Source organism: Lysinibacillus xylanilyticus, from assembly GCF_001708185.1.
GTDB lineage: Bacteria > Bacillota > Bacilli > Bacillales_A > Planococcaceae > Lysinibacillus > Lysinibacillus xylanilyticus_A.
In genome coordinates, this window is sequence record NZ_MDDN01000002.1 from 240,935 (window position 1) to 263,812 (window position 22,878).

The 22,878-nt window shown below is 36.8% G+C and carries 24 protein-coding genes; 5 read left to right on the plus strand and 19 right to left on the minus strand.

Annotation, left to right across the window (positions count from 1 at the left end):
- Window positions 1-87: 87 nt before the first annotated feature.
- From hisA to BFJ97_RS05850, 3 genes are all read left to right on the plus strand, one after another.
- Window positions 88-855, plus strand: coding sequence for a phosphoribosylformimino-5-aminoimidazole carboxamide ribotide isomerase (gene hisA, locus BFJ97_RS05835; protein WP_068983708.1), 768 nt, complete (start codon window positions 88-90; stop codon window positions 853-855).
- Window positions 852-1,139, plus strand: a complete 288-nt coding sequence (locus BFJ97_RS05840) for a hypothetical protein (RefSeq protein WP_068983709.1) — start codon at window positions 852-854, stop codon at window positions 1,137-1,139. The genes hisA and BFJ97_RS05840 overlap by 4 nt, the downstream gene beginning before the upstream one ends.
- Before the next feature lie 584 nt (window positions 1,140-1,723).
- Window positions 1,724-2,464 (plus strand): GTP pyrophosphokinase, encoded by a 741-nt coding sequence (locus tag BFJ97_RS05850; protein ID WP_068983711.1) that lies wholly within the window; start codon window positions 1,724-1,726, stop codon window positions 2,462-2,464.
- 59 nt (window positions 2,465-2,523) lie between these two features.
- On the opposite strand, the gene BFJ97_RS05855 is transcribed toward BFJ97_RS05850, so the two are convergent.
- From BFJ97_RS05855 to cymR, 4 genes are all read right to left on the minus strand, one after another.
- The gene (locus BFJ97_RS05855) at window positions 2,524-3,183 is read right to left on the minus strand and encodes a tetratricopeptide repeat protein (RefSeq protein ID WP_068983712.1); all 660 of its coding nucleotides are present in this window, start codon (window positions 3,181-3,183) and stop codon (window positions 2,524-2,526) included.
- 84 nt (window positions 3,184-3,267) lie between these two features.
- Complete coding sequence (mnmA, locus tag BFJ97_RS05860; protein ID WP_068983713.1) at window positions 3,268-4,392, minus strand: tRNA 2-thiouridine(34) synthase MnmA; 1,125 nt, start codon at window positions 4,390-4,392, stop codon at window positions 3,268-3,270.
- A 44-nt stretch (window positions 4,393-4,436) separates the two neighbouring features.
- A complete protein-coding gene (locus BFJ97_RS05865; protein WP_068983714.1) occupies window positions 4,437-5,585 on the minus strand; it encodes a cysteine desulfurase family protein in 1,149 nt (382 codons plus the stop codon).
- Between the two features lie 95 nt (window positions 5,586-5,680).
- Entirely contained in the window at window positions 5,681-6,100 is a 420-nt protein-coding gene (gene cymR / locus BFJ97_RS05870; protein WP_053484768.1) for a cysteine metabolism transcriptional regulator CymR, read from the minus strand.
- A 194-nt stretch (window positions 6,101-6,294) separates the two neighbouring features.
- On the opposite strand from cymR, the gene BFJ97_RS05875 reads away from it, so the two are divergent.
- A complete protein-coding gene (locus tag BFJ97_RS05875) occupies window positions 6,295-7,584 on the plus strand; it encodes a replication-associated recombination protein A (protein ID WP_068983715.1) in 1,290 nt (429 codons plus the stop codon).
- A 269-nt stretch (window positions 7,585-7,853) separates the two neighbouring features.
- Here BFJ97_RS05875 and BFJ97_RS05880 read toward each other — a convergent pair whose 3' ends face one another.
- The 5 genes from BFJ97_RS05880 to BFJ97_RS05900 all read right to left on the minus strand — a co-directional run bounded on the left by BFJ97_RS05880 (window position 7,854) and on the right by BFJ97_RS05900 (window position 12,244).
- Window positions 7,854-8,573 carry a hypothetical protein gene (locus tag BFJ97_RS05880; RefSeq protein WP_068983716.1) on the minus strand — a complete coding sequence of 240 codons (720 nt, stop codon included), beginning with the start codon at window positions 8,571-8,573 and terminating at the stop codon, window positions 7,854-7,856.
- A 312-nt stretch (window positions 8,574-8,885) separates the two neighbouring features.
- The gene (locus BFJ97_RS05885) at window positions 8,886-9,446 is read right to left on the minus strand and encodes a hypothetical protein (protein ID WP_223553580.1); all 561 of its coding nucleotides are present in this window, start codon (window positions 9,444-9,446) and stop codon (window positions 8,886-8,888) included.
- A gap of 171 nt (window positions 9,447-9,617) precedes the next feature.
- The gene (locus BFJ97_RS05890) at window positions 9,618-10,004 is read right to left on the minus strand and encodes a hypothetical protein (protein ID WP_068983717.1); all 387 of its coding nucleotides are present in this window, start codon (window positions 10,002-10,004) and stop codon (window positions 9,618-9,620) included.
- 304 nt (window positions 10,005-10,308) lie between these two features.
- Window positions 10,309-11,070 (minus strand): tRNA threonylcarbamoyladenosine dehydratase, encoded by a 762-nt coding sequence (locus BFJ97_RS05895; RefSeq protein WP_068983718.1) that lies wholly within the window; start codon window positions 11,068-11,070, stop codon window positions 10,309-10,311.
- 295 nt (window positions 11,071-11,365) lie between these two features.
- Window positions 11,366-12,244, minus strand: a complete 879-nt coding sequence (locus tag BFJ97_RS05900; protein ID WP_068983719.1) for a LysR family transcriptional regulator — start codon at window positions 12,242-12,244, stop codon at window positions 11,366-11,368.
- Between the two features lie 95 nt (window positions 12,245-12,339).
- Here BFJ97_RS05900 and BFJ97_RS05905 point away from each other — a divergent pair, with 95 nt between their 5' ends.
- A complete protein-coding gene (locus BFJ97_RS05905) occupies window positions 12,340-13,500 on the plus strand; it encodes an MFS transporter (protein ID WP_439097995.1) in 1,161 nt (386 codons plus the stop codon).
- Between the two features lie 81 nt (window positions 13,501-13,581).
- Here the strand turns inward: BFJ97_RS05905 and BFJ97_RS05910 are convergent, their stop codons facing one another.
- The 10 genes from BFJ97_RS05910 to BFJ97_RS05955 all read right to left on the minus strand — a co-directional run bounded on the left by BFJ97_RS05910 (window position 13,582) and on the right by BFJ97_RS05955 (window position 22,862).
- Complete coding sequence (locus tag BFJ97_RS05910; protein ID WP_254660123.1) at window positions 13,582-14,583, minus strand: N-acetylglucosamine kinase; 1,002 nt, start codon at window positions 14,581-14,583, stop codon at window positions 13,582-13,584.
- A gap of 215 nt (window positions 14,584-14,798) precedes the next feature.
- Entirely contained in the window at window positions 14,799-15,881 is a 1,083-nt protein-coding gene (locus BFJ97_RS05915) for a DUF871 domain-containing protein (protein ID WP_068983721.1), read from the minus strand.
- 26 nt (window positions 15,882-15,907) lie between these two features.
- The gene (locus BFJ97_RS05920; protein WP_068983722.1) at window positions 15,908-17,236 is read right to left on the minus strand and encodes a PTS sugar transporter subunit IIC; all 1,329 of its coding nucleotides are present in this window, start codon (window positions 17,234-17,236) and stop codon (window positions 15,908-15,910) included.
- Window positions 17,237-17,281: 45 nt separating this feature from the next.
- Window positions 17,282-17,602, minus strand: coding sequence for a PTS lactose/cellobiose transporter subunit IIA (locus BFJ97_RS05925; protein WP_068983723.1), 321 nt, complete (start codon window positions 17,600-17,602; stop codon window positions 17,282-17,284).
- A 12-nt stretch (window positions 17,603-17,614) separates the two neighbouring features.
- Entirely contained in the window at window positions 17,615-17,926 is a 312-nt protein-coding gene (locus BFJ97_RS05930) for a PTS sugar transporter subunit IIB (RefSeq protein WP_068983724.1), read from the minus strand.
- Window positions 17,927-18,204: 278 nt separating this feature from the next.
- Entirely contained in the window at window positions 18,205-19,380 is a 1,176-nt protein-coding gene (locus BFJ97_RS05935) for a GNAT family N-acetyltransferase (protein ID WP_068983725.1), read from the minus strand.
- A 42-nt stretch (window positions 19,381-19,422) separates the two neighbouring features.
- Entirely contained in the window at window positions 19,423-21,135 is a 1,713-nt protein-coding gene (gene ptsP, locus BFJ97_RS05940; protein ID WP_068983726.1) for a phosphoenolpyruvate--protein phosphotransferase, read from the minus strand.
- On the minus strand, window positions 21,129-21,398 hold the full coding sequence (locus BFJ97_RS05945; RefSeq protein WP_068983727.1) for an HPr family phosphocarrier protein: 270 nt from the start codon (window positions 21,396-21,398) through the stop codon (window positions 21,129-21,131). The genes ptsP and BFJ97_RS05945 overlap by 7 nt, the downstream gene beginning before the upstream one ends.
- Before the next feature lie 17 nt (window positions 21,399-21,415).
- Complete coding sequence (locus tag BFJ97_RS05950) at window positions 21,416-22,135, minus strand: sugar isomerase domain-containing protein (protein ID WP_068984070.1); 720 nt, start codon at window positions 22,133-22,135, stop codon at window positions 21,416-21,418.
- A gap of 4 nt (window positions 22,136-22,139) precedes the next feature.
- Window positions 22,140-22,862 carry a GntR family transcriptional regulator gene (locus BFJ97_RS05955; RefSeq protein WP_068984069.1) on the minus strand — a complete coding sequence of 241 codons (723 nt, stop codon included), beginning with the start codon at window positions 22,860-22,862 and terminating at the stop codon, window positions 22,140-22,142.
- Window positions 22,863-22,878 lie beyond the last annotated feature (16 nt).

The window sequence follows — 22,878 nt, forward strand, 5'->3', positions numbered from 1 at the left end:
ATTTTGACAAATGACATTTCGCCGCTATTATCAGCCTTTCCATGCTATGATATAGATAATTTGTTGCACGGAAGGATAGTGAAGCTATTGGAATTTAGACCTTGCATCGATTTACACGATGGCAAAGTAAAACAAATTGTTGGCAGCACTCTTGGTCATACGGATCAAGAAGTCATCGAAAACTTTATTTCAAACCATGACTCTAGTTATTATGCAAAAATGTTTGCCAAAGATCATTTAACAGGTGGTCACGTCATTATGCTAGGTGATGGAAACGAAGACGCCGCATTAGCAGCGCTTGCAGCATATCCTCAAGGTTTACAGGTTGGTGGCGGCATTACGACGGAAAATGCAAAAAAGTATATTGATGCGGGCGCTTCCCACGTTATTGTCACATCATTTATATTCTATGATGGTAAGCTCCATTTAGATCGACTAAAGCAATTAGTACAGACTATCGGTAAAGAGCATCTTGTCATCGACTTAAGCTGCCGTATGCGTGATGGAAAGTGGTTTGTTGTTACTGATAAATGGACAAAGTTTAGTGATTTTGAAGTAAATGCTGAGTCTGTTGCGTATATCGAAAATTTCTGTGACGAACTACTTATTCACGCTGTTGATGTAGAAGGAAAAAAAGGCGGTATGCAGGAAAGCTTAGTGCACGATTTAGCCGCTTGGACAACAATTCCAACAACATATGCTGGTGGCGTCCGATCTCTAGACGACTTAAAGAAATTTAAAAAAATCGCAAATGGTAAGCTTCATGTTACAATTGGTAGCGCTCTTTCAATTTTCGGTGGAGACTTGCCGTATTCAGAAGTGGTAAATCATTGTAAAAAAGGCGGGGTATTGTGAAATTAATATATAAAGATTTTGTATTTCCTTTTCGAGAAACAAATTTAGAGCGCATTGTAGATGGTAAATATTTCAAGGTAAATACAAAGGATGCTTCACTTTCGTTGCATATACAGCTAGATAATGAACAAATGCTGCTTGAGTTTTCAAAATCTTTAAAGGCAACATGCGGCTTCCTACGAGATCAAGAAACAGAAGCGTATATTGGTACTTATATCGATTTACAAATATTTGTGGATGAATTTAATAAACGATACAACTTAAATACTGAAATTATCGTTTAATAACTAAGGGGACTAAAAATCCCCTTTTTTAGTTGAAACAAGGCTCATCACCAAAAGTTGTGGATGACATTTGTTAAAACATATACTATGTAAATAAGTTGATTGGAGTGGAGGCTGGGTGACTCCTTGGGGATCAGCGGTAGAGGAACGAAAGCTAAGAGCATCACGTCCTGTGATAACGCCTTCGTAACCTACATCGGTGCTGTTGCTGTCGCTGCGCTTTCGCACAAACAAAACCCTCTGCTGCCGCTTCGTTACACTACGCTTTCGCGCAAAAAACATCTGTAGGCCCGAGACCCTGGAGCGAGCAAACAGAGGAACGAAGGCTAAAAGCATCACGTCCTGTGATAACGCCTTCGTGACCAACATCGTGTTGCCCCAAGCGGCTCATCGGACGCCCTCAGGGAAGCGCCCAGTCGGAACGGAAATCAACCACACGTTTTGGTGATGAACCTGAAACAAGAATACTACACATAGTTTAGAGCACAAATTTCTATTTAGTAGCTATTTTTGCTATTATTAATGACATCACAACAAGAGAATTTCATTCATGTTACTTGGTAAAAGAAAGGATTCAATGAAGTATGAAAAATGAACTCGAAGCAACCACTTTAAAAAATCTACAAGCAGAATTAAAACGTTTCTTTTTATCCTATAGATTTGCCTTACAAGAAATTGAAACGAAAATAAATATTTTACAAGAAGAGTTTAAGTTAATTCATGAATATAACCCAATAGAACATATATCAACTCGAGTAAAATCACCAAAAAGTATATTGTTGAAGATCAAGAAAAAGAACCTTGAGCCTTCTGTCGAAGCGATTCGTGAAAACATTCGTGATATTGCAGGTGTGCGAATCACATGCTCCTTTGTAGAGGATATTTATAAAGTGAGTGCGATGCTACAGGCACAAAATGATATTGAAGTTGTGGATGTAAAGGATTATATTAAATTCCCAAAGGAAAACGGCTATCAAAGCTTGCATCTTATAATAAAAATCCCAATTTTCATGTCCGACCGTGTAGAGAATGTGTACACCGAAATTCAAATCCGTACAATCGCAATGGACTTCTGGGCTAGTCTTGAACATAAAATCTATTACAAATACAACAAGGAAGTACCTGAACATATCCGTTTCGAATTGAAAGAAGCTGCTCTTCAAGCAGCAGAACTGGATCGAAAAATGGAACGACTTAATGAAGAAATAAATATTTTAAAAGCGAACGAAGCAGAGGCGTCATTAGATGCAATGCCTATTGTACAATTAGCACAATATTTATCTCAACTACCACTTGATTTTTCTTCCGAAGATGATCGAGATTAATCTCACGATAAAAAAGGATGCCGAATTACTTCGGCATCCTTTTTCAACTATTCGCTATTTTAGTTAAATCTCTGTGCAATCATATCATAAATATAACGCGCTTGGTCGTATTCTGGCTGTAATGTAAAGGCTTGTTTCAAGTGGTACATGGCATCTTCTGATTGTTCAGTGGACACCGCATAAAGTACACCTAAATTATAATGTGCATCTGCGTTATTCCAATCCTGCTCGATTAAATAGTCTAATTCTTTCTTACCCTCTTCAAACATTTCTAACGCACATAGCACAATTGCATATGCTAAACGAATTTGTGTGTCTTCTGGGGCAAGCTCTGAAGCTCGTTGTAAATATGGCAGTGCAAGCTTGGGATTTTCCATTCGCTCAAAGCATTTGCCCATCATATAATAGACATCTGCACCCTCAATGTTATGCTTTAACGCTTGCTCATAAAGCTTTACTGCTTCCGCATATCGTTCCGCATTATAATATAAATTTGCTAAGCCATAATAAGCAGTTGCTGCTGTTTCATCAACAGTGATTGCTTTTTGAAAGAAACGCTCTGCACGTTCAGTATCCTCCAACACCGCCAAGAGATTTCCAAAATTCACATAACCAATTGCGTTTTCAGGCTCTGCTTCAATTGCTTGTGTAAAAAGTTGTGCAGCATCCTCATAACGCTTTTCTTGAAATGCTTGTATGCCCTGCTCGTTAAAATTCATTGTTTTTGTTCACCTCTATGTAGCGAAAGACTGCCTAAATTCTATACGCCTTAGGAAAGGCAATATAAGCAGTCTTTTCGCGAATTATCCTACATATGTTAGTTTTTCATTGTTTTTAAAGACTTCGTCGATTGTACCGCCACCTAAACATTCTTCACCGTCATATAATACAACAGCTTGTCCAGGTGTGATTGCACGTACTGGTTCAGCAAACGTAATATGTGTACGTCCATCCTCTAGAATTTCTACTTCCACTGGTGTATCTGTTTGACGATAACGGAATTTTGCTGTGCATGAAAATTTCCCGGGCAATTTTTTTGTCGAAGTATAGTTCATTTTCACAGCAGTCAATGATGTAGAATATAATGACTCATGATGGAAACCTTGTCCAACAAGTAACACATTGCGTTCCAAATCTTTCCCTAGCACGAACCAAGGCTCACCATCTCCACCAATTCCAAGACCATGACGTTGACCAAGTGTATAGTACATTAATCCGTCATGCTGGCCCATTACTACGCCATCCATCGTCTCCATCTTACCAGGTTGAGCAGGTAAATATTGACTTAGGAATTCTTTGAAATTACGCTCTCCAATAAAGCAAATTCCTGTTGAATCCTTTTTCTTTGCTGTAGCTAATCCAGCTTCCTCCGCAATTTTACGGACTTCCTTTTTCTCAATATGTCCAATTGGGAACATTACATGAGCTAATTGCTCCTGTGATAATTGGTTTAAGAAATACGTTTGATCTTTATTTTCATCTATACCGCGTAGCATTTTCACTTCGCCTTCACTACTACGATCGATTCGAGCATAGTGACCTGTCGCTAAATAATCAGCGCCAAGATTCATCGCATGCTCTAAAAATGCTTTAAACTTAATTTCCTTATTACACATAACATCAGGATTTGGCGTACGCCCTGCTTTATATTCTTCTAAAAAGTATGTGAAAACCTTATCCCAATATTGCTTTTCAAAATTTACTGCATAGTACGGAATCCCTATTTGATTACATACTTTAATAACATCATCATAGTCTTCTGTAGCTGTACAAACGCCATTTTCGTCTGTGTCATCCCAGTTCTTCATAAATATCCCGATTACTTCATATCCTTGTTGTTTTAGCAAATATGCAGCAACCGAAGAATCTACCCCACCCGACATGCCGACAACAACACGAATTTGTGAGGGGTCACGTGTTTCTTTCATTATGGTCACCTTTTCTTTTATTCAAATATACAATTTTTAACAAATTATTTTTTCGCTAGTCTTTTCACAATCGCTGCTGTTTTTTCAGCCGCATGTTGTACATCAGTTTCCGTTAAACCTTGACCGAAGCTAAAGCGGATCGAGTTACGTAATTCCTCTGTCCCTTGTCCAAACATCGCAACTAAAACGTGTGATGGATCAATGGAGCCAGCAGTGCACGCCGAACCACTTGAAACGCAAATACCTGCCATATCAAGATTCACTAGAAATGACTCTACTTCCATACCAGAAAAACTTACATTTAAAACGTGTGGAAGTGTATTTTCTATATCTCCATTCACATGAAATGCTAGCTTTTCATGCATGAACACATCAAGCATTATTTTCTTAAAGCGATTGTATAGCGCACGCTTCTCTTCGCGCAACTCATTTGCAATTCGCACCGCAGTCGCAAAGCCAATCACTGCAGGTACATTTTCAGTACCAGCACGGCGCTTTTTCTCATGCGCTCCACCTAATGCATAACTAGTGAATGGTGTTCCTGCCTTTTGGTAAAGGAAGCCAATTCCCTTAGGACCATTAATTTTATGTGCGGAAACACTTAGTAAATCAACATGTAAATCAGTAACATTAATTGACTCTAAGCCATATGCCTGAACTGCATCCGTATGGAAAGTAGCCGTATGTTCACGTAATAAATCACCAATTTCAGCAATCGGTTGAATCGTACCAACTTCATTATTGCCGTACATAATCGTAACTAAAATCGTATCCTTACGTAATGCATTGCGCACATCTTCTACAGATACACGTCCATTTTCATCAACTGGCAAATATGTCACATCAAAGCCATCCCGTTCAAGCTTCTCACACGTATGTAACACTGCGTGATGTTCAATTTGTGTGGTAATTATGTGCTTTCCTTCAGCAGCACGTGCATATACAGTGCCAAAAATAGCCGTATTATCCGCCTCGGTTCCGCCACTTGTTATAATAATTTCCCCAGGTTGAGCACCAATTGATTTGGCTAATTCTTCACGAGCATCATCTAAATATTTGCGCGCCTCTCGACCTGCCCCATGAATACTTGAAGCATTTCCATAAACCTTTTGCATTGCGGTAGTCATAGCTTCTATTACTTGGTCATTCATTGGTGAAGACGCTGCATGATCGAGATAAATATATGAATTCATGTTGAAAACTCCTTTGTACGAAAAGCGCTAAAGATCCGTTTCCCTGCCATACGACATTGCGTTGACTTAGGTAGCGGTGCTTTAGCCTAAACATTTTAAATGTAGAACATATAGCCTTCTGCTACATTTTCCTCAGTATATTGTGCTAGATCCTCAATTGTCGTTGTATCCAATACATTTTTCACAGCATCACGAATGCGGAGCCACAACTCTCGCTGAGGTGCTTCTTCATTTTCAATTCCTTCTACTGGTTGAATTGGACCCTCTAACACACTAATAACATTAGCCGCTGAAATTTCACTTGGTGGATTCGCTAGCATATATCCACCATATGCACCGCGTACACTCTTCACTAAGCCTGAATTACGTAATGGTGATACTAATTGCTCTAAGTATGCTTCAGAAAGCTCCTTTTCAGCAGCAATTTTGCGTAATGGAATAGGTCCTTCTCCATAATGCTTTGCTAGTTCAATCATAATCGTTAGCCCATAGCGGCCCTTTGTAGAAATTTTCATTTTATCACCCTCAAATAGTCTAGTCAAAAATACTACAAACAGTATATCATAATCTCCTCTTGAAGAACTCGGAAATACTCTTAGGAGGTTATGATATACTATTAATTGCGCCTTGGTATAGTTAGGCAAAATACTATTATCGCTTCATTTTAGCGCAAAAAATCATTGAAAACTGTTGAAAGGGGGAATTATTCATGCAAAATGAACCACTCGCTTATCGCATGCGCCCTTTAACCCTTGATGAAGTTGTTGGACACCAAGATTTTATCGGTCCTACTACTGCTCTTTATAAAATGATTCAAAATGAACATATTCCATCTATGCTACTATACGGTGAGCCAGGTATTGGTAAAACGTCAATAGCGAATGCCATAGCAGGAAGCTCGAAGCACCCCTTTTTCGCACTTAATGCTACTCGTGCTGGTAAAAAGGACGTTGAGGATATTGTTCAGGAAGCACGAATCTCAGGGAAAGTCCTACTTTTTTTGGATGAAATTCATCGTTTTAATAAATTACAGCAGGATACTTTGTTGCCACATGTTGAAAATGGCTCAATCGTATTAATTGGGGCAACAACAGAAAATCCGTACCATGATGTAAATCCCGCTATCCGCTCGCGTTGCGGAGAAATATATCAACTAAAACGTTTAACGAAAGAGAATTTAATCGAGCTTATTAGAAAAGCACTTTCTGATGAAAAACGTGGGCTAGGTAAACATCATTTTGTATTAACAGATGATCAAATTGATCAAATTGCTGGAGCCGCTAATGGAGATGCACGGAAAGCATTGACTTTGCTTGAATCGATTTATTATGCAAGTGATGAAGTTGACGGTCAAACAATTGCAGCTGATCATATCATTAAGCATCTTATAGGTAGAATTGGTGTTTACGGTGATAAAAAAGGGTCTCATTTTTATAATTTACTGTCTGCATTGCAAAAATCTGTTCGTGGAAGTGATACGAATGCAGCATTGTATTACCTAGCACATTTATTGGAAACAGGTGATCTAGTAGCTGTCAGCAGACGCTTACTAGTTATGGCTTATGAGGATATAGGCCTTGCCAATCCTGATGTAGGTCCGCATATGCTTGCAGCCGTACAAGCGGCAGAGCGTTTAGGGTTACCCGAGGCGCGAATTCCGCTTGCAGGTGCTGTTATTGAAATGTGTCTTGCATCTAAATCCAATTCTGCAATAGCAGCTATTGATGCCGCAATTGTCAGCATTCATGATGGAAAAACAGGCGATATTCCACATCATTTACGCGATGCTCATTATGAAGGGGCAAAAGATTTAGGTCATACAGGCTATCAATATCCCCACAACAGCCCGATTGGAACATTTGGTGGCTGGGTTGATCAGCAATATTTACCCAATGAGCTTGTCGGTACAGAATTTTACAAGCCTGTCATTGCAGGTGAAGAAAAACGAATGGCCGGAATCTACGAAAAGCTAAAATCTTTTCATAAAGATAAAAAATAATATCCTACAAGATTATATTACTGGAAAATATCCGCTATTAATTTTCATAAAAATAAGGCACTTCAAATTTTAAACAAGAAGCGCCTTATTTTAAATTAAATACTATATCTCTTACTGTTTAACGCATATCTCATCGTTTAATTAATTCTCCTTAAAGTGATACTTTAACCAGTGGGGTTTCTCCATCTACCATTGATTATAATTTTCACCAATCGGGCTTTTATGGGCTGTTAATATGAGATAAAAAAACAGGATAGACTGCTAGGCAATCATCCTGTAAAGGTTGCTTTATTCGTTGTATACCGCTTACTGTAAAAGAGGTTCAATGTCTCTTCCTCATTTCTCATCGATGGTAACTTAGTCGTTTCTTTCTCATCTGTTTCATTTTCTTTGCCATATAAATAATTAACAAAATTGTAGGTTTGATTGAGTAAACTAGCAAACTCCTCGGAATTCTCCCGTACTTCAAAACGAATCGCTTTTACAGCTATTGCTTGGCCAATCGATCGCTCCCTTGATGGCGAGGTTTGATCATCATCTACATTATCATCTGTTGCTCTGTATAATACTTTTAATGCCTCATAAACTTCTTTGTTATCACTAAATCGTTCCTTTATCCACTGCAAGACAAATTGTAATAGGACAACGGCATAAATAAGTGACAACCATTCATCTTTAAAAGCTTTTTTCGACAAACGTTTAAAGTATTCCACTTGTGTCACGAGCTCGAATATGATTAAACGAATTGGATATAGGAGCGCATGTCCACTGTTGATATATAATTTTTCTTGATCTTTATACATTGCCAACCAAAAATCCCTTACGATCGAGATAGATTTTCTTGTCGAGAAAGCTAATGGACATTGGATAAGCCCCTGTTCAAGTGTTGGTTGTATAAGCCTAAGAAATAAAAGTTCTTCATCTTCACTTACTAATAAAAGTGGTTTTTCTAAGTTCGACAAATCAATATCGTTACCGTTTATTAACACTGCACAGCCTCCTTCCTACAAACCTTACTCATAGTTTTCAATTTTTTAACTATATTTCGACAAAAATCTATAAATACCTTTTAAGAAAAAAGTCCTTTTTTCATTTCCTTACAATAAAATTTTGACACTACCCTGACGATATTTCCATAATACCCCAATGATATTCAAAAAAAAAATCTGCAAAACTTTAAAAATGGAAACCCAACCATCCTCTCATCAAGCCCGAACGCTGTAAGGAATGGAGGTTAAACCACAAAAAGTAAGCAGATTCTAAATTGTTATTCTATTTTCTGAAAAGTGTTGAAAAATCAATTATACCGTAATTTCTTTATCAACAAATAGTTTAAATTGTTGCAAGCATTGTTTAACTGCACCTTTTTGTTCAAGTACTACATTTCGTAGTGATGTTGTTTTCTCTTCATCCTCTACTACTTCACTATAAAGTGTAAAAATAGCCAATAATAATTGTTCATTTTCTTCCTGTTCAATACTAGGTAAAGAAAAGGCAGCAATCGTTAATAATTGCTCAACTTTTTCAGGTGTTTTTTGTAGCGCGTTGGATGAATAATAAGTTGATGCCGCTAAAAAATAACATAGCTTTGCACAACAATCTATAAACAAATGCCAATATGTATTGGCACTTGGTATTTCACCCGCCCTTTCATCAACATAATTTTTATAAAATGTTGTAACTTGCGTATATAAAGGATTTAGTTCCCTCATTGCCTTCGGATAATTATTAGATGTATCCAAATAGTCAAATACAATATTATTCATTTTCTCTTGAAGCTTCACAATATCTAAATGATCACGAATTACTTGAATTTCCATTTTACCACTCTCCGATGTTCTCATTTGTTTTCTAAACGTCATTCCTACTCCCCTAAGCAGTCCTGTACATTCCAAACAAACTGATTTATTACCTATTGGAATTATTCAAATTATAGCAATAAACCAAATAAAGAAGTGGTGACATGAACAAAATAAGGCAATTTCGTGAATTAATAGCATTTTGAGCACGTAAGGCGAACAATTTTGATAAAATTATATCCTTTGTACATAATTATCAAATAATGATTGCTCTTTCGTTCGATCAACAATTTCTGCAATACTTCCTTGTGCATATTTTTTTATTCTTTTTTGTGGTATATAAAAATAAGCGTTGTTTGAAATTAACCAATCACTAAGCGTTAGTTCACTACCTGGCTGTTGATTTGTCAATATACGTTTATGACGAAGTATATCCGCCATTTTGTAAAAACCCTCTGATAGTTCATAAGCAGAAACATCAAAATTAAAAATAGGGCTCACAACCTGTCCAACATCAAAAATGTGTATTGTATGCCCTTCCTCATCAATAGCTAATTCCACTGTGCTAATTTCATCGAATAGGTTTAAACCCCTATATTCCATTTGATAGATTTGCTCCATTAATTAAATGTCTCCTTTTATAGGTTCTACATTAAATGTTAGAGGGGGCACAAAAGTTGTAGACCCCTTTTCACAACGCTCCTATTGTAACATAGAAAAAGTAGCTGTCTCCAAAGTCAATGGAGACAGCTACTTCTATAAACAGATATTTTTTGTGCGAAAGCAAAGCGACAGCAATCGAATTTTCTAGGATTTTTTCGCTTTTTAATTTTATCAAGAAATTATTTGAGTCTATCGATAAAAATATTGAATTTATCGCCTAACTTTTTATATTTATCGACATAACAGATTTTTTAAAGTTACTTTAACCTTGAACACGTGTAATTTTTACATCTTTTAAAATTGTATTCACTACCCAGCTTGCAGCAATTAAGCCTGCCACTGAAGGAACAAAAGCGTTAGAAGATGGAGGCATTTTCGCTTTGCGGATGGCTGCATCTGGTTTCCCAACATGCTCAACTACATCTGGACGAACGACAATGGGGCTCTCATCTGAGAATACAACCGTTACGCCTTTATGAATACCATCTTTACGTAGTTTCGTACGAATTACTTTTGCTAATGGATCTGTATGTGTTTTTGATATATCGGCAATTTTAAAACGAGTAGGATCCATTTTATTTGCTGCACCCATACTAGATATGATTGGAATATTACGCTTTAGACATTCCTTCATAAGATGAATTTTATACATCACTGTATCACTCGCATCAATGACATAATCTATGCCTTGCGAGAAAAATTCCTCATATGTCTCCTCCGTATAAAACATATGCATATCAATAACTTCACATTCTGGATTAATATCAGCAATACGCTCTTTCATGACACCTGACTTTGATTTACCGACCGTTGAAAGATAGGCAACTAATTGACGATTTACATTGGTAATATCTACATTATCCTTATCAACCAAAATAATGCGGCCAATACCACTTCGTGCACATGCCTCTGCAGCAAATGAACCTACACCGCCTACACCGAGAATGGCTACCGTTGTATTTTTTAATTTTTCGAGTCCCTCTGTTCCTATTGCGAGCTCGTTACGTGAAAATTGATGTAACATCCTTACACTCTCCGTCTATTGAATTTTTTATCCCGCTTTAACGGGCAGTAAAAGCCCGATTGGTGAAGACTAATAATCAGCGGTGGATGAAGACTCTCCTCTGATTAAAGTTTCACTTTATTAGTAAACCAAGTTATATACTAAGATAAAATCAAACCTATATTACATTTTATCATGATATTCATCAAGTAAAAATTATAACATGTAATCTTAATAAAATACTTTGGTCTCTAAAAGCCGATTTCTTACTAATAGGAGATCTGATTTTGTTTATTTTTGACTATATGGAATACTATCATTTTTTACTTTTAAAAATCCTCTTTGCAATAGTAATAAATTCTTTAACTGCTGGAGGTGCATCATCTACAGAGAGACAAGCTAATGATACATTACGCCAATTCGTTATACTCAAGCTTCTAATTTGTAAATGTTGCTGTGTTTTTAAAAACAATTCAGGACCAATAGTAACGCCGAGTCCTTCCTGCACCATGTTAGCTATTGTATTACAATCATGTACTTCAAAACGAATAGGAGGTTTTATATTTCCTAATTCAAATAACTCATTAATATGCCATTGATACATACCCGTTGGCATAATAAAAGGTTCATTTTTTAACTCCCGAATATTTACAATTTCATGTTGACTAAATCTATGACTAAAAGGAAATGCCACAACCATTTTATCCTTGATAAGAGGAATTATTTCAAATGTTGTAGTTGATTCTATTTCAACCACAAAGCCTATATCTACAATTCCGGTATGTAACCATTCGGTAATTTCTTCATAAGACCCTTCATAAAATTTGAATTCTATCTTTGAATATTTTTTCTGAAATTCAGCAAGTATTCTGGGTAATAGACATGAAGAAGCACTTGCAAAAGTACCTAAACGAATTGTACCTATTTCTAAATCTCTTGTTAAGGCAATTTCCTGATTGATATTTTCCAAACGTTTTAATATTTCTCTAGTATGAACCAGTGTTTTTTGACCTATTTCAGTAAGTGTAATCCCCTTTTTTCGATCACGATTAATTAAAATAACTCCCCATTCCGATTCTAGACTAGCCATGGCATGACTTACCGCAGATTGTGTCATATTTAATTGTTCAGAAGCTTTCGTAAAGCTTCCAAACTCAGCAATTTTACTAAATATTTCAAAACGAGTAATAGTCATGAGTGTTTACTCATCTCCTTAATTAAAAATATCAATTTTACTCATAATAGCATGTTAGATAAAATGATAACAACTTTTAAAAAGGAGTGAAAACATTGACACATTATGTCATATATTTATTAGCATTAGGTGCCTTTTTAACAGGTACAGCTGAATTTATCGTATCAGGAATATTAGAAATAATTTCCTCAGATTTAGATGTATCTATTTCAGTTGCTGGTCAACTAATAACCATTTATTCCTTATCCTATGCTATCGGAGCACTTATTCTAGTAATAATCACATCAAATTTTGCTAGAAAAAAAGTACTGATTTCTTCCTTGATAATTTTTTTAATTGGAAATATCATTGCTTATTTCAGCTTTAATTACGTTATATTGATGCTGTCTCGTGTGATGATGGCAATAAGTGGAGGTTTATTTATTGTTGTGGCTACAAACTACGCTTCCAACCTCGCTAAGCCTGGAAAGCGAGGGAGTGCTATGGCAATGGTAATTACAGGGTTCACAATTTCGTTAGCACTTGGAGTACCAATTGGAACATTTATTGCAGCACATATAGATTGGCATAACATTTTCCTTATTTTAGGGGTTATCACGTTATTTAATATCATTTTACTTACTAAATATCTACCTAAATTAGATGGGGAAACGCCAATGCCCATTAAGGAACAATTACTACTCTTAAAAGATAAAAGATTACTTAGTGGACTATTTATAACCGTATTTTGGATTCTCGGCTATACTTTTGTTTTTGCTTATATTTCTCCTATTTTGAGTTCGTATGCAGATTTTTCCATAGAAATGATAAGTATATCTCTTTTGATTCTAGGTGCTTCTGCGTTTATTGGCTCTCGTTTTGGTGGCTATGCTGTTGATAGGTGGGGATTTTCTCGTACGATATATTTAAGTCTTGTCATACATTCTACAGCTTTATTTGTTTTAACATTTACTATTTTCTCAACCATAGGAACGTTCATAACAATTATAATTTGGGCAACGGCAGCATGGACAACTACCCCAGCTAAACAATATTATCTGACTTCTTTAAAACCACAATCCTCAGAAATTATTATAAGTTTCGATACAACGATTATGAACATTGGTATGACTTTAGGAGCTGGATTAGGTGGATTAGTAATAGAATATTCAAGTGTTTTCAATTTAATATGGCTTGGGGGCTTAATGGTATTAGCAGCATTAATGATGTCAGTTTATTCATTTAAACTCAATAAAGACAAACAAAGTTCATATTAATTTTAAAATCACCAAGAATCCATTTTGTCATTTTTCAAAATGGATTCTTGGTCTAGGTTGCTATATTTCAAATAGCATTCGTTATTCCCACCGTTCATAATTTCTCTTAAAATCCTCTACAAACTCTGAAGCAAGTTGAACATCTACTTGCTTAAAAGCAGCAATTACTGCCCCGCCGATTGGTTGTAAAACCGGTGTCATAAATTGCATTGGCAGCTCATCAGCTTTTGCGAGTTGCTGTAATTTAGGTGTAATGAAAGCTTCATTATTAAAAATGCCACCCACCAATACGACAGGTACGTTCCCTTTCTCCCAAGTCATTTGAGAGTAACATGCTTTAATCGCCACATAATGTTTCTTGCATGCGTCTTCAATGATCTGGATAGCAATCTGATCTCCTTTTTCCGCCATGTCAAAAACATATTTACTTAACGGTGCAATCACTGTCCGAGGATGCTCTTCTCCATAAATACACTCTATTAATTGTGGTACATTTTTTACAGAAAAATAACGTAATACTACATCTGTCAATGCTGTTGGGGCACCTCGCCCATCATAGCTTTGAAAAATAGCCTTCAGCCCTTGAATACCTAAATCATAGCCACTGCCCTCATCATCAAAAAGATAACCCCAGCCACCTACTCTATGAAAATGTTGCTCACGATCGTAGCCCATTGTAATAGCGCCTGTCCCTGCAATTTGCACAATACCTGCCTGCCCAAGTGTGCCTGCATAAAGTGCAATTAGAGCATCATTATCAACAATCACATGTGCTGTATTAGGAACATATTGACGTACTATCGATTCTACAACTTCTTCTGCTTGTAGCTCTTTAACTCCAGCCATTCCAGCAAAACAACTATCTATGGTTGCAAATACTTGCGGATTTTGCTGTTGCAAATTTTGTAGTATATCATGAATCGTTAACTTAAAATATTGAATACCCATAGCTGTTGGGTTACTCCGGGTCGTTACTACTTTGGCATAAATATTGCCCTGTTCATCACAAATCACTGCTGACGTTTTCGTTCCACCGCCGTCAATCGCTAATACATACATATCTCTTTGCTCCTTTCTTTTCAATCCATTTCCCCCTGTCTTATTTGTAGTTGTTACTACAGAAAACATTGGTAAATCAAGATTAAAAAGGTTCATCATCAAAAGTTGTGGATGACTTTTGTTAAAACGTCTACTATGCAAATAAGTTGATTGGAGTGGAGGCTGGGCGACTCCTTAGGGATCAGCGATTACAAGGGATTAAGCACTTTCAACTAATGGCTTAATCCCTTCTTCTGTAATCATTTCGTAAAGCCAAATGATGCCCAAGGCTGAATATGTGCTAATAAAAATTGCTCTTCTTCTACAACTCTTGCCACAACATTTGTTGATCCGGCATTTGGCATTTCCTTTAAAACAATTTGGAGCTCACCCTTATAACGTACATCTAAATTATTATCGATTGTCACATCCCCAAATGTTAATGGATGATTATCATGTGCAGGGAAGTCACCATTTTTATATTTAACACGAGATTGAGTACTACGGATCACATACTCCGAAACATCTCCACGATTAAAATGTGGCTCTTTAAAAAGTATCGCTTCTTCTAAAATAGACATTTCAACAGACTGTTCAACCTTCAGCTCTAGCTTATGGCGATTTAATTGGCCTAATGCACGTATTTCTTCATCAGAAGCATACATATTGCCAATAATACAATCATCTATTAAACCAGTGTGCCATAAATCCTTTGCTTGCACAGTAATTGGCAAATGACGATGCTCTTCTAATGTTGGCAAGCCATGCTCAGTTTCCTCCCAAGGTCCAAACTGAGCATGCTGCGATGAAATCATAGCTGCTGTTCGAATATGATTCGCTTTAAATTGTTGAGATGATTGTAAAAAATGTTGACGTGAAAGACCTGTAAAACGTCTCGGATAAAAATTATGGCAGCCAATAATATTATCTTTATTCGGTTGATAGGATAATATAGTTTCTACATATTTCGTGCCGTTACTAATATTTAATTCTATTTTTAAATTACTTGCATCGAGAGACATAAACGCTTCTTCCTGGCCAGTGAAACCCATGTCTAAGCGCAATGCAGCTAAATGATAATGCTCCTTAAAGTAACCAATATCTTTATAGGTTAAGCCTAAATCTTCAAAGACGGCTGGTGCAATATCAGCAGAAATTTCAAAGCCAAGCTGCTGCGCAAATTTATTGATTTGCTGTAATTTTTGTCTTTCCTGATCGTTATTTAACGACATAAGACATGTAAATATTCGATCAAAACCATTGTCATGAGCGAGCTGAACGTACCGCTTCATATCTTCTAATGTACTGTGCTGAGGATATAGTGAAATCCCTAATCTTCTCAATTCAAAGACCTCCGTTTAGTTTACAATTACACCTCTACTTTTTGACCTTCTGATTGTACTACGTGCTGTTCGTTGTGAGTTTCTGAGTCAGCAACTTGCTGTTCATTCTGCTTTGCCATACGGTTTGCCATCGAAACGAACGGTAAATAAATACACACAGCAACTATTAGTAAGACAATACTAAGTACAGCGCCTTGCCAAGATTGCGTTGCTAAGAACCCATTAATAATCGGTGGCGTTGTCCATGGCGGTGAAACTGTAGCTGCTGGCACAAAGCCCCACTTCGTTGCAAAGAAAGCAATAGTTACGTTAACCATTGGTGTCAAAATAAACGGTACAAATAACACTGGATTTAACACGATTGGAAGACCGAAAAGTAATGGTTCATTAATATTGAAAAGCCCTGGTGCAGCCGACAATTTTCCGACGGTATTATATTGCTTATTCTTTCTAGCGAAAATGAAAATGGCAATAATAAGTGCTATTGTCGTACCGGAACCACCCATATTAATAAAAGCATCAAAGAATGGTTTATTTACGATGTATGGCGCTATTTCACCAGATGAAATCGCTTTTACATTCGCTTCTATAGCTGGTAAATTTATCGTTTGCATAAATGGTTCAATAATGTTGGCACCATGAACACCTAATGTCCATAAAAACGTAGGAATGAATGCTAAAAGTAAAGCCGCAATCCATGAATTTGTTAAGCCCATAAACGGCTCTTGGATGGCTGAGTAGAATGAACCGACAATGTCAGGAATATCAAAACCTGCCGAAATAATTGTACGAATTAGAGCAAATAAACCAATTGTAATAATAGCAGGTAATAATGCGGCGAAAGATTTTGAAACAGCCGGTGGTACTCCATTCGGCATTTTAATTAGCAGCTTAGGGTTGCCAGTCAATTTACAAAATAATTCAGTTGAGAGCAAAGCAATAATAATGGCTATAAATATACCACCTGTACCTGTTGTTAATCCTGTTAATCCACCTTCTCCAAAAGTACCAAACGTCAAATAACTCGAAAGGCTGATTACACCGGCTGAAAGTCCATCCTTGTCATAGCTTTTTGCAAGATTGTAAGCAATGGAAAAAGCTAATAACAGCGAGAGGATTCCGAATGTCGAGTTCCAAATATTCCCGCCCCACTGTGTCCAAGTTTCATGTTTCCAGATGGCATCGAGTGCATTTTGATAAAATTTGATAGGTAAATTATTTACAAGAACCGCAAGAGATCCAACAATTGTTAATGGCATGATCGTAATAAAACCATCTCGAATGGCAACTAAATGACGCTGATTCCCTACTCTAGCAGCAACCGGTACAAATTTTTCTTCTAAAAAACGGAACATTTCACACACTCCCTTTATTTTTTAATGTGACATCAAAGCTTGATGCTACTCCCCATTGATTCGCTCATACAATTCAATCATTTCCGTTGCCAAATCGCGAAAGGTAATGGCATTCATTAAATGATCCTGCGCGTGAATTAACAGCATCGACACTTCTACTTTTTCTCCCCTTGCCTCTTGTGACAGTAAAGCCGTCTGAGAATGATGTGCTTTAATCAATGCATCATTGGCTAATTGTATTTTTTCCTTTGCCTGCTGAATCTGCCCCTTTTTTGCTAGCTGGATAGCCTCCATACACTCACTTTTCGTATTACCACTATGCACAATCAATCCCATAATGGATTCCATTAAAACTGTTTCCTCCATTTCCTTCCCCCCTTAATCAATCAACTTTAGTGCCTGCTTTAAGACATTTTCGCCATTCATCATGCCGTAATCCGCCATATTAATAACATCAATTCGGAAATTCATTTCCTTGTATTTTGTTTCAAATGTCCCCTTTAAATAACGGACTTGAGGACCCAATAGCAGCACATCTGCCATTTTAGTAGTTAATACTTTGTCAACCTCACTTTCAGCAATCGCATAAATATCTGCCTCAATGTTTTGTTCCTGTGCCACTTTTTGCATTTTAGACACTAATAAACTAGTACTCATTCCAGCTACACACACAAGCATAATATTTTTCATCAAAACACTCCTCATGATTAATTTCGTCTTACAAGTAAACTTTAATTTTGTATTTCCCCTAACTTTGAAACCGCTTTCTTATTTTGAGAATAGCACCTATTGGTATATACCACAATACATATTTTACACCATTTCCCTCTTCAGAAAGGTTTTCAAAATTGGGCTATATCTTTACCACAGACTATTAAAAGGATTCACCCAACTGGTATAGTCCAGAAAAAAATTCAAAAAAATTTTAGTTGCTAAACCTACCTATCGACATACAATTGTTTACAAGCCTAAAAATATTCATAGAAGGTTGGCTTATTCGAAGGTAATGCCAATTGCCAACGATTAATAACCTCTTCAGCCAGTTCTATATTTGCATACAAGACTGCATCCTTCACAGAAAGGTAGCCAACCATCATCGCTGAAAAAAGATTAATCGGTAATACTAACAAATGCATCTCCGGGATAAAATTTGTCTCCATTATCGAGACATCTCCACTTTTATTTATTTGATATACGTGATCATTCCAACTACAAAGCGCATCTTCAATTCGAATATACAATGGCTCTTGAATATCTCCCCAAAGATAATGTTGCATAAACCGTAAAGCATCTACTACTCTTATCATCACATCCTGAACGACCTTCTTTGTAAACTGCGGTTCTTTAAAATAGAAGCCAAATTGATGGTCGTTCGAAGTAACTCCTTTAATGCTACTTACACTCGCCGCATGTGACGTTATAAAACGCCAAATCGCTTGTTCTGCTTGTAAATCCTGCGCTATAAAATCATGAATCTCAAACGTTCCATCCTGAATACTATAACGAATATAGCCTGCAATTTTATCAGACTTAAAATATGCTGCAAAATGACTTTCAGGCGCCCTTCTCTCGATTCTTTTCCACCAAGCATCATCTCGTAGCATACTACCATTATTAATGAGCGCTTGCGCATTATGAAAATCCTTAATCACCTGAAAAAGAATAGAATCTGGCCATTCAAAGCTCATTCGTTTTACTATATCCAATCGCTTTCCGAAAGAAGGAAACATCGTTTGCGGAATGGTGTAATGTAGCTTCTCAAAGAACAATTCCCAGCCAAAGTAACGATAAAAGGATACAGAAAATGGTGCTAACACAGAAACGCTTTGCCCATTTTCTCGCATTTTCTTAAGTGCCTCTATCATAAGCCTCTTGATAATCCCCTGCTGCCGATACTCAGGATAAGTTGCAACAAAGCCAATTCCACCCATATCATATTTTTCACCATGGACTGTCATATTAAGTGGCAATATTAATAGCTGACCGACTACTTTATGTTCATCGTAAGCACCTAATGTCGTACTATGCTCAACCCAATAATGAAAATCATCGCGCCGTGCACCCGTATACTTATTAGGAAAACAATAATCTCTTAATTGATGTACCTGTAGATAATCTTTCGGTGGAACTATCTTTATTTCCATTACAGATCACCCTCTTTGCACTGAATATTCTAAAATTTAAGATTAGCTTAATAGATTCTTTTTGACATACTCCTCAACCTCAGCAGATGTGGATAGCAATAAAATGCGTTCATTATGCGTCATTAACTGCTGTTTCGAAAGCTTAGCGATGTGTGCACGAGCTTTTAAAATCGAAGAAGCACTCATGGAAAATTCATTTAATCCAAATCCAAGTAAAATCGGTAATGCTATTTCATCTGCTGCCATTTCACCACACATACCTACCCATTTTCCTTGATGATGTGCCGCATCAATGACATTTTTTATAAGTCTTAAGACAGCAGGATGGTATGGTTGATATAAATAAGAAACATTTTCGTTCATGCGATCTGCCGCCAACGTGTATTGGATTAAATCATTTGTACCAATTGAAAAAAAATCTACTTCCTTTGCAAATAAATCTGCAATGATAGCGGCCGACGGAATTTCAATCATCATCCCTACTTCTATCGTTTCAGATACAGGACAACCACCGATTTCTAAATTTTGCTTTTCCTCCAATAAAATTGCCTTCGCCATTTTAAATTCATCCAATGTAGCAATCATCGGAAACATAATTTTTAAATTGCCGTAAGCGCTTGCTCTTAGCAATGCGCGAAGCTGTACACGAAACATTTCTTGTTGTGTTATACTGATTCGAATCGCTCGATAGCCAAGAAAAGGGTTCATTTCAGCAGCAAGCTTCATATACGGAAGATGCTTATCACCACCAATATCTAATGTTCGCACAATCGTTGGCTTGCCCTGCATTTTCTCAAGTACACTTTTATATGCTTGAAACTGCTCCTCCTCTGTAGGTAGCTCCTGACGTTCCATATATATAAATTCCGTACGAAAAAGGCCAATACCATCACCACCAGCATTTATAACATTTCCCACATCTTCAGGCTTTCCTATATTTCCAGCTATTTCTACAGAAAATCCATCCGCACTCAAACTTGGCAAAGTACGATATCGGAAAAGTTCTTCGTGCTCTTCAATGTGTAAACGTTGTTGTTGCAAATAAAATCTAGATACTTCAGATGTAGCGTTGACAATAATCTTGCCATTTGTTCCATCTATAATAATTGGTGCTCCGTGTTGGATATCTTGCGTGGCATTTTTCGTCCCTACTACTGCTGGAATCTCTAATGTTCGTGCGAGAATAGCAGAATGGGATGTTTTGCCACCAATATCCGTTATAAACCCCTTTACATATTTTGTATCTAGCATTGCAGTCATGGACGGCGATAAATCTTTAGCGACGATAATAACATCAGAGGCTACACGATTCATATCCACCATTTCAACCCCCAATAAATTGGCTAATACTCGTTTAGACACATCTCGAATATCGGCAACTCGCTCCTGCATATAGACATTGTCTAGCCCCTCAAACATAGCTATGAACATATTTGATACTTCATCTAATGCAAATTCTGCATTCACCCCAGTTCGAATTTTAGCTTCAATAGCTACTAGCATTTCAGGATCTTCTAGTACTAATAGGTGTGCCGCAAATATATCCGCCTTTTCTGCACCAAATTTCTCCTGAGCTATTTCATAGATTTCTTGAAGTTCTGCTTTCGTTTTCATAACTGCTACATTGAATCTTTCTAGCTCAGCATCTACATCAGCAACCTGTGTTTCTTCATAAGATAGATCAGTTTCCTTTAAACAATACGCATTTGCAAAGGCAATGCCCTGAGACACTGCAATTCCTTGTATTTCTAGCATTCTTCACCAATCCCTTTAGAAACAATTACTTCTGTTACTGTTTGGAAAAGCTTCTCAGCATCAGGTCCCTCTGCTGAAATTTCTACAATACTTCCTGGTGCAACTCCTTGTGCCATAACCCCCATTATTGATTTTAAATTGACCGATTTCTCTTTATAGGTTAACTGAACGGCACACTCAAATGGTGTTACAGCAGTTACAAGTAACGCTATTGGTCGAGCATGTAGTCCTTCTGGCGTTGTTATTTTAAACATTTTCTTCATCGCTATCCCTCCGCTTGTCATTTAAAGTTAATACGATGTTGATAATAGGCAATCATAGCCTCATTATGAGATAAATCTGAGTCAACGTTATTACTTTTAAAAACAGGTAATGCTTCAACAGATATTGCCATGATCTTAATGATTTCACTGAATAATGCATTTAAAATAATTGAACCTATAACTGTAGAGGCAGGTGCATACTGTATTTTATTGTGATATAGCAAACCATCCCCTACTGGTATATGGGTATTAATAACTAAATCCACTATATTCTCTAAGCGCTGTCCACTTCGATGGCGTGTCGGCTGTTCACAATAAGCAAGAGATTGTAAAGACATTACAAATACCCTTGATTCTTTCGCTAAAAATGCTACATCTATAGGGGCTTGATTCCTACCAGATGTTGAAATAACAATGCATACATCATTTTCACGAAAATCAAATTGATCTTTATACTGTTCAATTATCGTCGGGTCCTTCTCGTTTTTAGACGATGTCATTGCTCCTGCATGTAATGTCAAAGGTTCAATAATTATAGGACGTACAGGTACAAGCCCTCCAGCACGATAAAATGCATCCTGTGCTAAAAGTTGGGAATGACCACAACCAAATAATTGGACAATCCCTCCTCGTTGAAGCCGTTGTACAATTACTTGAGCAGCTCCTTTTATTTGAGCATATTCTTGCTCCTTCACGACCTGCATTAGCTTTTGAATTTCTATAAAATAAGCATCCATAAGATCACCTTTTAATTTCACTAATGAATTTGTATCGATCAGCTCGATAAGTACTTCGTACAAGCTCAAATGGGACTCCATCTGATAAGTAACTAGTACGTTTAATAATTAACACTGGTGCAGCATGATTAATTTGCAAAAATTTACTATCTTCTTTTGAAACAATTGCTGCCTCCATTTGCTGAATAGCATTTCCAATTTTTTGATGGGATTTTGCTTCGATTAAAGCATATAATGATCCGATTATCTTCTTTTCATCTAATTCAGGATATATTTTTACTGGAATATATGTTCTTTCAATTGCCATTGGTTTGGCATCTGCATTACGAATTCGTACAACAAAAAATACCTCTTCGCCCGGCTCTAACATTAAATCTCCTGCAACATCGACAGGTGGTACGATTTTCTCAAAGCGCAGAACTTTACTGCTCGGTTCCATCCCTCTAGCTCGCATATCCTCTGTGAAACTTGTTAATCCTTTTAGTGGTTGCTCTAATTTTGGATTAGCTACATATGTGCCTCGCCCTTTTTCACGATATAGTAATCCGCTATTGACTAAATTTGTGATCGATTGACGAACAGTCATTCTACTAACATCAAACTGTATAGAAAGCTCTCGCTCAGAAGGTATATTTTCACCAACTTTGTATTCTTCTAAAAAAATACGATGTTTAATGATCTCTTCTATTTGTATATAGATTGGTATATGAGAATTTTTATCTAACAAGTCTTGCACCATCCTT

Coding starts and splice junctions, on each gene's coding strand:
- BFJ97_RS05850 (WP_068983711.1), top strand. CDS start 1,724: ATGAAAAATGAACTCGAAGCAACCACTTTAAAAAATCTACAAGCAGAA.
- BFJ97_RS05855 (WP_068983712.1), bottom strand. CDS start 3,183: ATGAATTTTAACGAGCAGGGCATACAAGCATTTCAAGAAAAGCGTTAT.
- mnmA (WP_068983713.1), bottom strand. CDS start 4,392: ATGAAAGAAACACGTGACCCCTCACAAATTCGTGTTGTTGTCGGCATG.
- BFJ97_RS05865 (WP_068983714.1), bottom strand. CDS start 5,585: ATGAATTCATATATTTATCTCGATCATGCAGCGTCTTCACCAATGAAT.
- cymR (WP_053484768.1), bottom strand. CDS start 6,100: ATGAAAATTTCTACAAAGGGCCGCTATGGGCTAACGATTATGATTGAA.
- BFJ97_RS05875 (WP_068983715.1), top strand. CDS start 6,295: ATGCAAAATGAACCACTCGCTTATCGCATGCGCCCTTTAACCCTTGAT.
- BFJ97_RS05885 (WP_223553580.1), bottom strand. CDS start 9,446: ATGACGTTTAGAAAACAAATGAGAACATCGGAGAGTGGTAAAATGGAA.
- BFJ97_RS05890 (WP_068983717.1), bottom strand. CDS start 10,004: ATGGAGCAAATCTATCAAATGGAATATAGGGGTTTAAACCTATTCGAT.
- BFJ97_RS05895 (WP_068983718.1), bottom strand. CDS start 11,070: ATGTTACATCAATTTTCACGTAACGAGCTCGCAATAGGAACAGAGGGA.
- BFJ97_RS05900 (WP_068983719.1), bottom strand. CDS start 12,244: ATGACTATTACTCGTTTTGAAATATTTAGTAAAATTGCTGAGTTTGGA.
- BFJ97_RS05920 (WP_068983722.1), bottom strand. CDS start 17,236: ATGTTCCGTTTTTTAGAAGAAAAATTTGTACCGGTTGCTGCTAGAGTA.
- BFJ97_RS05925 (WP_068983723.1), bottom strand. CDS start 17,602: ATGGAGGAAACAGTTTTAATGGAATCCATTATGGGATTGATTGTGCAT.
- BFJ97_RS05930 (WP_068983724.1), bottom strand. CDS start 17,926: ATGAAAAATATTATGCTTGTGTGTGTAGCTGGAATGAGTACTAGTTTA.
- BFJ97_RS05935 (WP_068983725.1), bottom strand. CDS start 19,380: ATGGAAATAAAGATAGTTCCACCGAAAGATTATCTACAGGTACATCAA.
- ptsP (WP_068983726.1), bottom strand. CDS start 21,135: ATGCTAGAAATACAAGGAATTGCAGTGTCTCAGGGCATTGCCTTTGCA.
- BFJ97_RS05945 (WP_068983727.1), bottom strand. CDS start 21,398: ATGAAGAAAATGTTTAAAATAACAACGCCAGAAGGACTACATGCTCGA.
- BFJ97_RS05950 (WP_068984070.1), bottom strand. CDS start 22,135: ATGGATGCTTATTTTATAGAAATTCAAAAGCTAATGCAGGTCGTGAAG.